The following is a 13449-nucleotide window of genomic DNA, read 5'->3' as shown; positions in this document are numbered from 1 at the left end:
TCCGTCCAATGGCCTGAGCCTCAGCCGCGCAGCGTGCCGCCGGTGGCTTTTTCGACCTTGGCGATGATCTTCGCCGACAGTTCTTCGAGGTCTTTCTCCTTGAGCGTCCCGCCCGTGGGCTGAATGCGCACGGTGATCGCGAGAGATTTCTTGTCCTCGCCCAAAGAGCCGCCGATGAACTCGTCAAAGACGCGCACCTCTTCGATCAGCGCCTTGTCGGCGCCCCCGGCTGCGTTCACCAGATCAAGCGCGTTGACGCCCTTGTCGACGACAAAGGCAAAGTCGCGTTCGACCGCTTGCAGATCGTTGGTGAAAAACGCCGATCGTGCGATTTTAGTGCCGCGCGGCATCGGGGCCTCTTCGAGGTAAACGGTAAAGGCCACGGCGGTGCCTTTGACGCCCATCTCTTTGAGAACCTTCGGATGCAACTCGCCGAACTCAGCCAGAACCTTTTTCGGACCGAGGCAGATTTTGCCCGAACGACCCGGATGGAACCACGGCGAAGTGTCGCGCAGGATTTGCGCTTTGGCGGGCGCGCCGATGGCGGCCAAAACGGCCTCCGCATCGGCTTTCGCGTCATAAAGATCGTAGGTCCGGCGTTCGCCATGCACGTCTTTTGCCCCCGTCGCGCCGACCCGCAGGCCGGAGATTTGCGCGCGCTGCTCGCCCGGCTCACCACCGAAGAACGCAGGGCCGCATTCGAACAGGTTCAGGTCGGCAAAGCCGCGCGCTTGGTTGCGTGTCGCCGCCGCCAGAAGGCCGGGCAAAAGGTCCGGGCGCATGTGACTCATCTCGGAGGAAATCGGGTTTTCCAAACGCACCGCATCGGTGCCGCCACCGAAGAGTTCCGCGGATTTCTGGTCGATGAAGCTGTAGGTCACGCATTCATTGAACCCGAGACCCGCCGCCTGATGGCGCGCGGAAGATTCACGCACCTGCATCGGCGTCAGGATTTGCTTTGCCACGCCGGAGGGGCGTTTCATCGGCTTCGGCTCCAAATGCGTCAGGCTTTCGACACGGGCGACCTCTTCGACCAGATCGGCCTCGCCCAGAACGTCAGGACGCCAGCTCGGCACTTGCGCCATATCGCCGTCCATCACGAAGCCCAAGGACTCCAGAATGGCCACCTGACGTTCCGCCGGGATGTCCATGCCGACAAGCGATTGCACCCGGTCGGTGTCGAGGTGATAGGCGCGGGACACGTCCGGCACTTCGCCCGCGACGACAACCTCAGAGGCCTCTCCCCCGCAAAGTTCCAAAATCATCGCGGTTGCATCGTCCAGCGCCTGCATGTTGTAGGCCGGGTCGATGCCGCGCTCGTTGCGGTAACGCGCGTCCGAATTGATCTTGAGCGCACGGCCGCCTTTGGCGATGTCGAGATGGTTCCAGAACGCCGCTTCGACGAACACATCGGTGGTCTCATCCGTACAGCCGGTCTCTTCGCCGCCCATGATGCCGCCGATGCTCTCGACCTTGCCGCCGGAGAAGATGCACATCGCGCCTTCCGGCATTTTGTAGGTCTTCTCGTCGAGCGCCAGCAACTCCTCGCCGCCTTTCGCGCGGTCGATCACCAGACCGCCCTCCACCGTCGCCGCGTCAAAGACGTGCAGCGGGCGGTTGCGGTCGTAGGTGAAGAAGTTGGTCACATCGACCAGAATGGAGATCGGGCGCAGGCCAATCGCAGTGAGCCGATCCTGCAACCACTTGGGAGAGGGGCCGTTCTTGACGCCTTTGATCAGACGACCGCCAAAAACATGACAACCGTCTTTCGCGGCCTCGGTGATCTCCACCGAGATTGGGTTCGGGAATTTCCCTTCGACCGTTTCCACCTTGAGCGGTTTCAACGTGCCAAGCCCCCGCGCCGCGAGATCGCGTGCGATGCCGTGCACGCCCAACGCGTCGGGGCGGTTCGGGGTGATGGCGATCTCGATCACCGGATCGACCTTCGACGGCTGATGTTTCGCCAGCCAGTCGGCGAACTCCATGCCGATCTCGCCGTCTTCCAGCTCGATGATGCCGTTGTGCTCGTCCGACAGCTCCAGCTCGCGCTCAGAGGCCATCATGCCATGGCTTTCGACGCCGCGGATTTTGCCGACGGAAATGGTGATGTCGAGGCCGGGGATATACATGCCGGGTTTCGCCAAAACGGCGGTGATCCCCGCACGGGCATTGGGCGCGCCACAGACGATCTGGGTCATGCCCTCGTCCGTCTCGACCTGACAGACCCGAAGCTTGTCGGCGTCGGGGTGCTGCACGGCCTCTTTGACCTTGACGAGTTTAAAACCCTTAAGCTTGTCGCGCGGGTTTTCGACGCCTTCGACCTCAAGCCCGAGATCGGTCAGCGCGTAAAGGATGTCATCGAGGCTCGCCTCGGTTTCCAGATGCTCTTTGAGCCAGGAGAGTGTGAATTTCATTTCTGTCCTCGAATATGTTCCGTGACGAGATCTCCGAGATCTCCAATGGCTTCATCGGCTCCTAACGCGTCTGCGCGCATTGAATTGACCAACGACGTTAGAGTTTCAGCATATCTCTCTTCAGCCCTCACAAAATAACCCTCCGCTGATTGTTCTTTTGTGAGCCGTTTTCTCCAAGTTTCTTCATAGCGCGCCCTTAGCAGTTCAATGTATTCACGGAACGCCAAAGAAAACTTTCGCGTGTCCTCGGCAACAGAACGAGGGGCAAAACACATCACCCTGTATTGCGCCGAAAAATACTCTTCGACCGCCTCGTGTCGAGCGCTTGGCTTGTCTGTTCGGTAGACACGCAAACGATACTTCTGCACAGACGACAAATACTCCGCGTAAATTTCTCTCTTCAGAGAACGAATTTGCTCGGTGCGATCTGCGCGCTTCTGAAAAAGATATACGATGACCCCGCCCAACAGCGCGAGAAATGTAATTAGCATTCCATTCCAGTCGAGTGCAGCATCTACCATTAGCCGTGAATTCCCCCCGCCAGCGTCGGCGTGCCCAGAGCGCTAAACCCATAGTGCCGCAGCCAGCGCAGGTCGGAGTCAAAGAAGGCCCGCAAATCCGGGATGCCGTATTTCAGCATCGCCAGACGGTCGATCCCCATGCCGAAGGCAAAGCCTTGCCACTCTTGCGGGTCGATGCCGCCAGCGGTCAGGACTTTGGGGTGCATCATGCCGGAGCCCAGAACTTCGAGCCAGTCGTCGCCCTCGCCCACGCTCACGGTGCCGTTTTCCCATTTGCACTGCACATCCACCTCGGCGGAGGGTTCCGTGAAGGGGAAGTGCGAGGCGCGGAAGCGGGTTTTGACCTTGGTGCCGAAAAACGCGGTGTAGAACTCTTCGAGCACCCATTTCAGGTTCGCCATGGAGATGTCCTTGTCGATGGCCATGCCTTCAACTTGGTGGAACATCGGCGTGTGGGTTTGGTCGTAGTCGGAGCGATAGACACGGCCCGGCGCGATGATGCGGATCGGCGCGCCTTGGTCGATCATGGTCCGAATTTGCACCGGCGAGGTGTGGGTGCGCAGCACGTTCGGCGCACGGTCGTCGCCTTCGGCGCGGTGCATGTAGAAGGTGTCATGCTCTTGGCGCGCCGGGTGGTTCGGCGCGATGTTGAGCGCATCGAAGTTGTGGAAATCGTCTTCGATCTGCGGGCCTTCGGCGACGGCAAAGCCGAGATCGGCGAAGATCGCGTAGATTTCCTCAGACACGCGAGAGATCGGGTGGATCGTCCCCTGCGGACGCTGACGCCCCGGAAGCGTGACATCGAGCCATTCCTCCGCCAAACGCGCATCTAAAGCGGCGTCTTCCAGCGCGACCTTCTTGGCAGCCAGCGCGGAGTTGATTTCATCTTTCAAAGCGTTGAGTTGCGGCCCCATGACCTGACGCTCTTCCGGGCTCATCTTGCCCAGTTCGCGCATCTTGAGCGCCACTTCGCCTTTTTTGCCGACCGCCTGAAGACGGATGTCCTCAAGCGTCGCCTCGTCCCCCGCCTGCAAGATCGCGGTGAGGTATTTGTTCTTCAGATCGTCCATCCCGAACCCTCTGTTTTTGTCCACCGCCTCGATACCACGGGAGACCCAAAAGACAAGAAGCCGCGAGACCCCATGAGGTCCGCGGCTTCAAAAATGTTCGTTCCCTTGTGGGGGAGCTTACGCGAGCGCGGCCTTCGCCTTATCGACGATGGCACCAAACGCATCCGGCTCGTGGATGGCGAGATCGGCGAGGACTTTACGGTCCACTTCGATGCCAGCCAGTGCGAGGCCGTTGATGAATTTGGAGTAGGTCAGCGCTTCGTCATGCGAACGCACAGCGGCGTTGATACGCTGGATCCACAGAGCGCGGAAGTTGCGCTTGCGGGCTTTACGGTCGCGGGTCGCGTATTGGTTCGCCTTGTCGACGGCCTGGGTCGCAGTGCGGAAGTTCCGGGAACGGGCGCCGTAGTAACCTTTAGCGGCCTTCAGAACTTTTTTGTGACGGGCGTGGGTAACGGTACCACCTTTGGTGCGGGACATGTGTCTCTCTCCCTAATTAGCGGTTGTAGGGCATGTAGGACTTCACGATCTTCGCATCGGGTGCGGAGAGCGTGGTCGTGCCACGTGCGTCACGGATAAATTTCGTGGTGCGTTTGATCATGCCGTGGCGTTTGCCGGCCTGACCTGCTTTGACCTTGCCAGTGGCGGTCATTTTGAAGCGCTTTTTGGCGCTCGACTTTGTCTTCATCTTAGGCATTTCCATCTCCTTTGGTTCGATGGTTATCAGCGCGACTCGGCATGCCATATCGCCGGACGCGCCCCATGAGCGGCTGCCATTACAGCCGAAAACCTCTATTGGCAAGTCTTTGTGGCGGTTACTCTTCGAAAAACCGCAGAATTCGCATCAAAACCCGCATCAAAGCATCTGGGATGTCTGCGAAGCTATAGCCTTCCGGATGCAGGATCAGCGCAGAGACAAACATCGCACCGCCGATCAACAGCATACCGATGGCCAGGCGCGGGGGACGCGCCTCAGAGAAGGCTTTGATGGCATTGGGCACGGCGAGCAAGACAAGCACCGCGCCCAACACAAGAAGAAAATCCGTCGTCACGCGACCCTGCCGTTATTCCGGGTCGGTGTTGAAGATCAGGCGCTCTTCGCAAGGCGCGACACGCAGAATGTTGGTCGACCCCGGATGGTTGAACGGAATGCCCGCAATCACCACAATCTTGTCCTCTTCGGTCGCGAAGCCCGAGGTGCGCGCGGCGCGGGCCGCATTGACCACGGCCATTTTAAACCGCTCCACTTCACCGGTCATCACGCAATGCATGCCCCAATAGAGGCAGAGCTTGCGCGCGGTGTTGCGACGAGAGGTCATGGCGATGATCGGCACATGCGGACGTTCACGGGCGGTCAGCGCCGCGGTGGTGCCGCTCTCGGAATAGCAAACCACGGCTTTGACATCGGTGGTTTCCGCGATCTCACGCGCAGCCGACACGATGGCATCGGCGGTGGTGTTGCGCTTGATCCCGGCGCGCGAGGCATCAAGCACGTCGCGGTAGACCGGATCGCTTTCCACCGACACAGCCACGTTGTTCATCGTAGTCACTGCATCAATAGGGTAATTGCCCGCGGCAGATTCCGCCGACAACATGATCGCATCTGCGCCCTCGTAAATGGCGGTTGCCACGTCAGAGACCTCGGCACGGGTCGGCATCGGGCTTTCGATCATGCTCTCAAGCATCTGGGTCGCCACGATCACCGGTTTGGCCACTGCGCGGCAGCGGCGCGTCAGGCGTTTCTGGATCGGCGGCACGGCCTGCACCGGCAATTCGACACCAAGATCACCGCGCGCCACCATGATCCCGTCGGACACCGCGAGGATGTCTTCGAAAGCATCGACAGCCGCCGGTTTTTCGATCTTCGCCAGAACGGAGGCGCGACCTTTCACCAGATCCTTGGCTTCCAGCATATCTTCGGGACGTTGCACAAAGGAGAGCGCGACCCAATCCACGCCCAACTCGCAGACGAATTCGAGGTCTTTGCGGTCTTTCGGCGACAGGGCGGCCAGCGGCAGCACCACGTCGGGCACGTTCACGCCTTTGCGGTCAGAAATCGTGCCGCCAACGGTGACCACGCAATCCGCGTAATCCGGGCCGCAGTCTTCAACCTTGAGGCGGATTTTGCCATCGTTGACCAACAGCGAGGAGCCGGGTTTCAACGCTGCGAAGATTTCCGGATGCGGCAGTTGCACGCGAACCCCGTTGCCCGGCGCATCGTCGAGATCAAGGCGGAACTTGTCGCCCTCCTCGAGATCATGCGCGCCAGAGCCGAACTTGCCGACCCGCAGTTTCGGCCCCTGCAAATCCGCCAGAATGGCGATCGGGCGACCGAGGTCGGTTTCAATTTTGCGGATGATGGCATGGCGGGCACGGATTTCCTCGTGATCGCCATGGCTCATGTTCAGACGGAACACATCCGCGCCGGCTTCTGACAGGGCGCGGATCGTGTCGTAATCATTGGAGGCGGGGCCCAGCGTGGCCACGATTTTTACATTCCGAAGACGTCTCATATCTGCCGATAGTCCTTTTCTTTCCATCGCATCATTGTCGCGGGCCACGCTCTCTATGCAGTAAATGTTAGCGTATGACAACTGGCACACTGCCAAGAAACCGCTTAAGGGAGATATGAAAGCGAAAGGTGACGCAAAAATGACCTTATCCCCTCCTTATCATGCTCTTGGTGAAAACCGAAGCGGACGTTGGCTTGTCACCTGCGATCACGCCACCAATCGGGTGCCAGAGGAGATCGGCCCGGATCTTGGGCTTGGCGCCAAGGACATGGCCCGACATATCGCCTATGACATCGGCGCGCTGGGGGTGAGCCGCGAGTTGGCCCGCCTTTTGGACAGCCCGATGATCCACACCGATTTCTCCCGCCTCGTAATCGACCCGAACCGGGGCGAGGATGACCCGACTCTGGTGATGAAACTTTATGACGGGACGATCATTCCCGCCAACCGCCACGCCGATGCGTCCGAAGTCGAGCGGCGTTTGGAGCTATTTCATCGGCCCTATCATGACGCCTATGAAACGCTATGTGCTGCGCGTGACGATGTCGTGATCTGCGCGGTGCATAGTTTCACGCCGCAACTCAAAAACCGCCCGCGTCGCCCTTGGCAGATCGGGATACTGTCGGCCTATGACAAACGCTTCACCGCGCCTTTCATCGCAGCGCTCGAAGCCTCCGAGGCACTAAAGGCAGAGGCCGATAAGATCGGCGAACGCTTGGTCATCGGCGACAACGAGCCCTATGACGGCCACCTGCCGGGGGATGCCATCGACCGCCATGCGCTGCACCACGGGCGATTGAACCTGTTGATCGAACTGCGCTCAGATCTGATCGAAACACCGGAAGGGCAAGCCCATTGGGCCGCACTTTTAGCGCCCATCCTCACAGACACCCTGAAACAGACAGGATTGTAACCATGCCCCATGTTGTCATCGACTTTTCCGAAGGACTCGAGCAGAGCTTTGATATGACCGCGCTTTGCGAAGCGGTGTTCGACGCGCTCATTCTCGATGTGGAAATCAACGCCCCCGCGCTCAAAACCCGCGCTCGGCCGCAACCCTATTTCAAAATCGGCACGGAACCCGCGACCTTCGCCCATGCGACGCTCTATCTTCTCGAGGGCCGCGACGACGAGACAAAGGCCCGTCTGTCGGCTATCGTGCTCAAGGCGATGGACGAGATCCTGCCGACGGTCGGCAGCCTTTCCGTCGATGTGCGCGACATGAATGCGCCCGCTTACGCCAAGCGAGTGAGAGGATAAATGATGCCCGTGATTGACGAGAAAACCATGGTGGAGATCGAAGCGGCGGCGTTTCGCACGCTGCGCGACCACCTGATGAACAAACGCCCGGATGTGCAGAACATCGACATGATGAACCTCGCGGGTTTTTGCCGCAATTGCCTGTCGCGCTGGGTGCAGGAGGCCGCGGGCGAGCGCGGCATCGATATGTCGAAAGAAGAGGCACGCGAGCTTTACTACGGCATGCCCTATGACGACTGGAAGGCACAAAGCCAGACCGAGGCCTCGCCCGAGAAACAGGCCGCGTTCGAGAAAGCCTTTGCCGAGAACGTCGGGAAAGAGACGAAAGCATGAAGCCCGCAGAGCAACTGGCACAATTTACCCGCGAGGCCCTGATCTCTGGCCAAAGCCGCGAGGAGATTGCCACGGCATTGCGCAATGCAGGATGGGCCGACAGCGAAGTGGGCGAGGCCCTGAGCGCCTGGGCCGAAACGGATCACATTCCACCGGTGCCGCGTCCGCGCCCCTATGTCTCGGCACGGGAGGCATTTTTCTACGCCTTGATGTTCGTGGCTCTGAGCATGACCGCCTGGCACATCGTCGACCTTGGGTTTGACCTGATCAGACGCTGGCTGGCGGAGACCCCGCGGCCTTATTTGAGCAACCGCTCCATGCGCTGGTCCATCGCCGCGCTCATCGTGTTCTTCCCGCTGTTCATGCTGATGCAGCGCTCGGAGTCCCGCAAACTTTCCCGCGACCCAAGCCACAAGCGCTCCGTCGTGCGCAAATGGTTTGGCTACAGCGCCCTGTTCTTTTCCTCCATCGCGCTTCTGGGCGATCTTTTGGGGGCCATTTATGCGCTTTTGAATGGCGAGTTGACCCTCGAGTTTATCGCGCAGCTTGCGTTGGTCGCAGCAGTCGCGGGCACTGTGTTCGGCTATTTCCAAGGCGCCATGAAGGATGCCGAAGATGGACACTAAGCTTTGGCCTCAGCTGGCGCTCACCGCCCTTGTCGCGGGTGTTCTGGTCGCGGGACTGCTTACGGTCGGCGGCCCGGAGGCCGGGCGGATCGAGAAGCGGGACGATCAACGCTATTGGGATTTGATCGCTCTGCAAAGCCAAGCCCAATGCCTCGCGCGTGAAGCCGGTGAAACGCCTGCCACTTTAGACAACACAGAGTCCTGTTCCCTGAATGTGTCCGAGGAGGCTTTGTTGCCAGAAGAAGGCTACCGTTACCTGCCGCAAGACGACGGCAGCTTTAAAGTCTGCGCGGAATTCGAAGACATTGACGGCCTACGGACGCGACAATGGCGCGGCGACATCTCAGAGAACGGATGCCTCAGCGGCAAAACCGACTAAAAGAAAAGGCCCGCACTTTGCGGGCCTTTTTGCATCAGATCACAGTGAGATCGGATCAAAGCGCCGTTTTCGGCATCTCGTCGATGTAAATCTCACGCAGACGCGTGGACACCGGACCCGGCTTGCCAGTGCCAACTGCCACGCCGTCAATCTCGATCACCGGCTGGGTAAAGCCCGTGGCGGAGGTTGCAAAGGCTTCGTCGGCGTTTTGTGCTTCTTCGATGGTGAAGGGGCGTTCCTCGACCTGCATCTGCGCCTCTTTCGCAAATTTCAGGATCGCGGTGCGGGTGATGCCGTGTAGGATGTCATTGGACAGCTCGCGGGTGATGATCACACCATCTTTAACGATATAGGCGTTGTTGGCGTAGCCCTCGGTCACATAGCCATCCTCGACGAACCACGCATCGGTCGCGCCCGCTTTCTTGGCTTTCATCTTGGCGAAAGACGGCCAAAGAAGCTGCGTGGTCTTGATGTCGCGACGACCCCAGCGCAGATCCTCGACGGAGATCACCTTGATGCCCTCATCGAGAGCTTTGTTTGAGGTGATTTTCTTGGCGAAGGTGAACAGAACGATGCCGCCTTTCACCTCTTCAGGGTCGGGCCAAACGAAATCGCGGTCGGCGCCAGCGCCACGGGTGACCTGCAGGTAAATTCCGCCCTCTTCGAGGTTGTTTTTTTCGATCAGCTGGTGGTGAATCTCCAACAGCTCCTCCATCGTCACCGGCGACACCATTTCGAGTTCCGCCAGAGAGCGCTGAAGACGTGCAACGTGGCCCTGAAAATCGATGAGTTTTCCATTCAGGACAGAGGTTACCTCATAGACCGCGTCCGCCATCAGGAACCCGCGGTCGAAAATGGAAATTTTTGCCTCGGTTTCCGGCAGGTATTCGCCGTTCACGTAAACGGTGCGGGTCATGGTGTTCTCCTTAAATACGGGCCTTCGCCCTCTCATCAGCCCCAAAGCGCGCGCGCAGGCGGGTGAACGCCCTCCGCGTCATAGTGCAAAGGTTCAGGTCGGTCTTCTGCCAAAAGCAATGGCCCGTCAAGGTCCACCACGCGTGCGCCCTGTGCGACGATGATCGCGGGCGCCATCGCCAAAGAGGTGCCGACCATACAGCCGACCATGATGCCATAGCCTTCGGCGCGCGCCGCCTTGCGCAGTTCCAGCGCCTCGGTGAGCCCGCCGGTCTTGTCGAGCTTGATGTTGATCACATCGTATTTGCCCTTGAGATCCGGCAGGCTCGCCCGGTCGTGACAGGATTCATCGGCACAGACCGGAAGGGGTCTCTCAATCTCTGCCAACATATCGTCCTGTCCCGCGGGCAAGGGTTGTTCCACAAGCTGCACGCCAAGCCGCACCAGATGCGGCGCGAGATCTGCATAGACCTCAGCAGTCCAACCCTCATTCGCATCGACAATAATCTTCGATTTCGGCGCGCCACGACGCACCGCCTCAAGCCGCGCCATGTCGTCGGGCGTGCCGAGTTTGATCTTCAACAGCGGCCGATGCGCGTGCTTCGCCGCCGAACGCTCCATCTCCTCGGGAGAGGCCAGCGACAGCGTATAGGCCGTGATCATCGGGATCGGCGCGGGCAGGTCGAGCATCTCCCAAACGCGTTTTCCGGCAATCGAGGCCTCTAGGTCCCAAAGCGCACAATCGACCGCGTTGCGTGCGGCGCCCGCGGAGAGCGCCTCTTGCAAGGTTGCACGCGTGATGTTCTCGGGCAGCGCTTCGATCTCGGCAGCAACACTCTCGAGGCTTTCGCCGTAGCGCGCATAGGGCACGCATTCGCCCCAGCCGGTCTGATCACCCTCGCTCGCACGCACTGTGATCACTTTGGCCTCGGTGCGCGACCCGCGCGAGATGGTGAACACTTCGGCCAGACGAAAGCTCTCGGCGGCGACGGTCAGTTTGGGCATGGGAATGTCCTGAATTTGGGCCTGTTTTGTAAAAAGGGCGCCCGAAGACGCCCTTTGGTCTTAAAGTGCTGCCAAAGCATCGGCCAGACGGTCCGCGCCCTGACGGAACGGATCGACGGCCGGCAGACCCATCTCTTCCTCGACCTTGGCGAGATAGGCGATCGCCTCTTCTTCAGACAGGTGCTGGGTGTTGATGGAGATGCCGACGACCTTACAGTCCGGGTTAGCCACCTGCGCCAGAGGCAGAGCGGTGTCCCGCAGCGCCTCGAGCGTCGGCAGCGCAAAACCCGGCAGGCCGCGCATATGGTCGCGGGTCGGTTCGTGACAGAGAATCAGCGCATCGGGCTGACCGCCATGCACCAAAGCCATGGTCACGCCCGAGTAAGACACGTGGAACAGGCTGCCCTGCCCTTCGATGAGATCCCAGTGATCCTCATCGTTGTCCGGCGTCAGATATTCGATGGAGCCCGCCATGAAATCGGCGATCACAGCGTCAAGCGGCACACCGTCGCCTGTGATCAGGATGCCGGTCTGGCCGGTGGCGCGGAAGGTCGATTTCATGCCCTTTTCGCGCATCGCCTTATCCATCGCGAGGGCGGTGTACATCTTGCCCACGGAACAATCGGTGCCGACAGCGAGGCAGCGCTTGCCGCTGCGTTTCACACCGTTGGCGATCGGGTATTTTACGGAGGGAATGCGCACGTCGTGCAGCGTCCGACCAAAGGTTTTGGCGACAGCCACAAGGTCTTCTTCCTCGCGCAGAAGGTTGTGCAGGCCGGAGGCAATGTCGAACCCCTCTTCGAGCGCGTCGATCAGAACCTTTTTCCATGCCTGGCTGATCACGCCGCCGCGGTTGGCGACACCGATGACCAGGGTCTTGGCACCTGCGGCTTTCGCTGCCTTCAGGTCCATATCCGGCAGTTTCATATCGGCTTTGCAGCCTTCCATGCGGAACTGGCCGAGGGCGAATTCGGGGCGCCAGTCCTTGATCCCTTGCGCCACTTTCGCAGCCAGTTGGTCAGGGGCGTCGCCGAGGAAAAGAAGATACGGTGTTTCGATCATGGTGCAGCACTCCGGTTGCGTTTGTCCCAGAGTGACCGAGATTCGATGCAAGGTGCTTCGGATTTTGCGTCAGAGAAGCTGACGGAATGGGAGAACATCCCGTGCATGGCATATATTTTGGGATAATAATTACATTGGTCAGGAAATAAGCAGTTTGAAAACTTTATTTTTCGCCTCGGCGCGGGATATGCCGCAGGCGCAAAATCTTCCTTGCCACATGGTGCGCAAGATAATAACAATGCATTCGACATTTTGGAAATATCATTGCGAGAGGAGCGCCAATGTCCTTCCGACTCCAGCCCACCCCCGTGGATCGCCCGAACCGCTGCCAGCTGTTCGGCCCCGGATCGAACACCAAACTCTTCCCGAAAATGGCAGCTTCCGCGGCGGATGTGATCAATCTCGACCTCGAAGATTCGGTCGCGCCCTCCGACAAAGACGTGGCCCGCGCCAATATCATCGAGGCGATCAACACGATTGATTGGGGCAAGAAAACTCTGGCCGTGCGGATCAACTCGCTCGACACGCCCTATTGGTATCGCGATGTTGTGGACCTCTTGGAACAGGCGGGCGAGCGGCTTGATCAGATCATGATCCCGAAAGTGGGCTGCGCCGAAGACATCTATGCGGTCGACGCGCTGGTCACCGCCATCGAGCGCGCCAAGGGCCGCACGAAGAAGATCAATTTCGAAGTCATCATCGAATCCGCCGCCGGCATCGCCCATGTCGAAGAGATCGCAGCCAGCTCTCCGCGTCTCGTCGCAATGAGCCTTGGGGCGGCGGATTTCGCGGCCTCGATGGGCATGCAAACCACCGGCATCGGCGGCACGCAGGAGAATTACTACATGCTCCATGGCGACACGCGGCATTACTCCGACCCGTGGCACTGGGCACAGGCCGCCATCGTTGCCGCCTGTCGCACGCACGGCGTCCTGCCGGTCGATGGCCCCTTTGGCGATTTCTCCGATGACGAGGGCTACCGGGCGCAGGCGCGCCGCTCCGCAACGCTGGGCATGGTCGGCAAATGGGCGATCCATCCGAAACAGATCGCACTGGCGAATGAGGTCTTTACCCCCTCCGAGGAGGCCGTCACCGAGGCCCGTGAAATCCTTGCTGCGATGGAACAGGCCAAGGCGAATGGCGAAGGCGCGACCGTTTACAAAGGCCGTTTGGTCGACATCGCCTCGATCAAACAGGCCGAGGTCATTGTGGCCCAATCCGAATTGATCGCGAACTCCTGAAATCCCTCCAATCGGGAGGGGAGGCCCGATTGTTGAGGCGATAACGCCCCGAGGCTCAGGCTTCGGGGCGTTTCTTTTTGTTAAATTTCGAACTCAATCACCTGCAAAGC

Annotated in this window: 16 protein-coding genes; 6 read left to right on the top strand and 10 right to left on the bottom strand. The window is 59.6% G+C overall.

Going from position 1 to position 13449, the window contains the following annotated elements:
- Positions 1-20: 20 nt before the first annotated feature.
- From pheT to pyk, 7 genes are all read right to left on the bottom strand, one after another.
- Complete coding sequence (pheT, locus tag J5Y17_RS09535; RefSeq protein WP_219785013.1) at positions 21-2414, bottom strand: phenylalanine--tRNA ligase subunit beta; 2394 nt, start codon at positions 2412-2414, stop codon at positions 21-23.
- Positions 2411-2935, bottom strand: a complete 525-nt coding sequence (locus J5Y17_RS09530; RefSeq protein WP_219785012.1) for a hypothetical protein — start codon at positions 2933-2935, stop codon at positions 2411-2413. Before J5Y17_RS09530 ends, pheT begins: the two co-directional genes overlap by 4 nt.
- Positions 2935-4005 (bottom strand): phenylalanine--tRNA ligase subunit alpha, encoded by a 1071-nt coding sequence (gene pheS, locus J5Y17_RS09525; RefSeq protein ID WP_219785011.1) that lies wholly within the window; start codon positions 4003-4005, stop codon positions 2935-2937. The genes J5Y17_RS09530 and pheS overlap by 1 nt, the downstream gene beginning before the upstream one ends.
- 117 nt (positions 4006-4122) lie before the next feature.
- Positions 4123-4485, bottom strand: coding sequence for a 50S ribosomal protein L20 (gene rplT, locus J5Y17_RS09520; RefSeq protein WP_167602670.1), 363 nt, complete (start codon positions 4483-4485; stop codon positions 4123-4125).
- A gap of 16 nt (positions 4486-4501) precedes the next feature.
- On the bottom strand, positions 4502-4702 hold the full coding sequence (rpmI, locus tag J5Y17_RS09515) for a 50S ribosomal protein L35 (RefSeq protein WP_009572394.1): 201 nt from the start codon (positions 4700-4702) through the stop codon (positions 4502-4504).
- A 118-nt stretch (positions 4703-4820) separates the two neighbouring features.
- A complete protein-coding gene (locus J5Y17_RS09510; protein ID WP_219785010.1) occupies positions 4821-5057 on the bottom strand; it encodes a hypothetical protein in 237 nt (78 codons plus the stop codon).
- Positions 5058-5069: 12 nt separating this feature from the next.
- Positions 5070-6518: a pyruvate kinase gene (pyk, locus tag J5Y17_RS09505; protein ID WP_219785009.1), complete on the bottom strand. Its 1449-nt coding sequence runs from the start codon at positions 6516-6518 to the stop codon at positions 5070-5072.
- A gap of 139 nt (positions 6519-6657) precedes the next feature.
- Between pyk and J5Y17_RS09500 the strand changes: the two genes are divergently transcribed.
- The 5 genes from J5Y17_RS09500 to J5Y17_RS09480 are packed head-to-tail and all read left to right on the top strand — an operon-like array spanning position 6658 to position 9116.
- Positions 6658-7431, top strand: coding sequence for an N-formylglutamate amidohydrolase (locus J5Y17_RS09500; RefSeq protein WP_219785008.1), 774 nt, complete (start codon positions 6658-6660; stop codon positions 7429-7431).
- A gap of 2 nt (positions 7432-7433) precedes the next feature.
- Positions 7434-7778: a 5-carboxymethyl-2-hydroxymuconate Delta-isomerase gene (locus J5Y17_RS09495; RefSeq protein WP_219785007.1), complete on the top strand. Its 345-nt coding sequence runs from the start codon at positions 7434-7436 to the stop codon at positions 7776-7778.
- A 3-nt stretch (positions 7779-7781) separates the two neighbouring features.
- The gene (locus tag J5Y17_RS09490; RefSeq protein ID WP_255572020.1) at positions 7782-8111 is read left to right on the top strand and encodes a DUF1244 domain-containing protein; all 330 of its coding nucleotides are present in this window, start codon (positions 7782-7784) and stop codon (positions 8109-8111) included.
- Complete coding sequence (locus J5Y17_RS09485; RefSeq protein ID WP_219785006.1) at positions 8108-8737, top strand: DUF5671 domain-containing protein; 630 nt, start codon at positions 8108-8110, stop codon at positions 8735-8737. Before J5Y17_RS09490 ends, J5Y17_RS09485 begins: the two co-directional genes overlap by 4 nt.
- Positions 8727-9116 carry a hypothetical protein gene (locus J5Y17_RS09480; RefSeq protein WP_219785005.1) on the top strand — a complete coding sequence of 130 codons (390 nt, stop codon included), beginning with the start codon at positions 8727-8729 and terminating at the stop codon, positions 9114-9116. Before J5Y17_RS09485 ends, J5Y17_RS09480 begins: the two co-directional genes overlap by 11 nt.
- 55 nt (positions 9117-9171) lie before the next feature.
- On the opposite strand, the gene J5Y17_RS09475 is transcribed toward J5Y17_RS09480, so the two are convergent.
- From J5Y17_RS09475 to dgcN, 3 genes are read right to left on the bottom strand one after another with little or no spacing between them, the layout of a single operon-like run.
- On the bottom strand, positions 9172-10032 hold the full coding sequence (locus tag J5Y17_RS09475) for a D-amino-acid transaminase (RefSeq protein ID WP_219785004.1): 861 nt from the start codon (positions 10030-10032) through the stop codon (positions 9172-9174).
- Positions 10033-10067: 35 nt separating this feature from the next.
- On the bottom strand, positions 10068-11036 hold the full coding sequence (gene dgcA / locus J5Y17_RS09470) for an N-acetyl-D-Glu racemase DgcA (protein ID WP_219785003.1): 969 nt from the start codon (positions 11034-11036) through the stop codon (positions 10068-10070).
- Between the two features lie 60 nt (positions 11037-11096).
- A complete protein-coding gene (gene dgcN, locus J5Y17_RS09465) occupies positions 11097-12098 on the bottom strand; it encodes an N-acetyltransferase DgcN (RefSeq protein WP_219785002.1) in 1002 nt (333 codons plus the stop codon).
- A 281-nt stretch (positions 12099-12379) separates the two neighbouring features.
- Here dgcN and J5Y17_RS09460 point away from each other — a divergent pair, with 281 nt between their 5' ends.
- Entirely contained in the window at positions 12380-13339 is a 960-nt protein-coding gene (locus tag J5Y17_RS09460; RefSeq protein ID WP_066702574.1) for an L-malyl-CoA/beta-methylmalyl-CoA lyase, read from the top strand.
- Positions 13340-13449: the final 110 nt, after the last annotated feature.

It is taken from the genome of Celeribacter sp. PS-C1 (assembly GCF_019429625.1).
Taxonomy (GTDB): Bacteria; Pseudomonadota; Alphaproteobacteria; order Rhodobacterales; family Rhodobacteraceae; genus Celeribacter.
The sequence above is the reverse complement of the archived record's forward strand: the minus strand, read 5'-3'. Positions and strand labels throughout refer to the sequence as shown.

Coding starts and splice junctions, on each gene's coding strand:
- J5Y17_RS09485 (WP_219785006.1), top strand. CDS start 8,108: ATGAAGCCCGCAGAGCAACTGGCACAATTTACCCGCGAGGCCCTGATC.
- J5Y17_RS09500 (WP_219785008.1), top strand. CDS start 6,658: ATGACCTTATCCCCTCCTTATCATGCTCTTGGTGAAAACCGAAGCGGA.
- dgcA (WP_219785003.1), bottom strand. CDS start 11,036: ATGCCCAAACTGACCGTCGCCGCCGAGAGCTTTCGTCTGGCCGAAGTG.
- rpmI (WP_009572394.1), bottom strand. CDS start 4,702: ATGCCTAAGATGAAGACAAAGTCGAGCGCCAAAAAGCGCTTCAAAATG.
- pyk (WP_219785009.1), bottom strand. CDS start 6,518: ATGAGACGTCTTCGGAATGTAAAAATCGTGGCCACGCTGGGCCCCGCC.
- dgcN (WP_219785002.1), bottom strand. CDS start 12,098: ATGATCGAAACACCGTATCTTCTTTTCCTCGGCGACGCCCCTGACCAA.
- pheS (WP_219785011.1), bottom strand. CDS start 4,005: ATGGACGATCTGAAGAACAAATACCTCACCGCGATCTTGCAGGCGGGG.
- J5Y17_RS09475 (WP_219785004.1), bottom strand. CDS start 10,032: ATGACCCGCACCGTTTACGTGAACGGCGAATACCTGCCGGAAACCGAG.
- J5Y17_RS09490 (WP_255572020.1), top strand. CDS start 7,782: ATGCCCGTGATTGACGAGAAAACCATGGTGGAGATCGAAGCGGCGGCG.
- rplT (WP_167602670.1), bottom strand. CDS start 4,485: ATGTCCCGCACCAAAGGTGGTACCGTTACCCACGCCCGTCACAAAAAA.
- pheT (WP_219785013.1), bottom strand. CDS start 2,414: ATGAAATTCACACTCTCCTGGCTCAAAGAGCATCTGGAAACCGAGGCG.
- J5Y17_RS09460 (WP_066702574.1), top strand. CDS start 12,380: ATGTCCTTCCGACTCCAGCCCACCCCCGTGGATCGCCCGAACCGCTGC.
- J5Y17_RS09480 (WP_219785005.1), top strand. CDS start 8,727: ATGGACACTAAGCTTTGGCCTCAGCTGGCGCTCACCGCCCTTGTCGCG.
- J5Y17_RS09530 (WP_219785012.1), bottom strand. CDS start 2,935: ATGGTAGATGCTGCACTCGACTGGAATGGAATGCTAATTACATTTCTC.
- J5Y17_RS09495 (WP_219785007.1), top strand. CDS start 7,434: ATGCCCCATGTTGTCATCGACTTTTCCGAAGGACTCGAGCAGAGCTTT.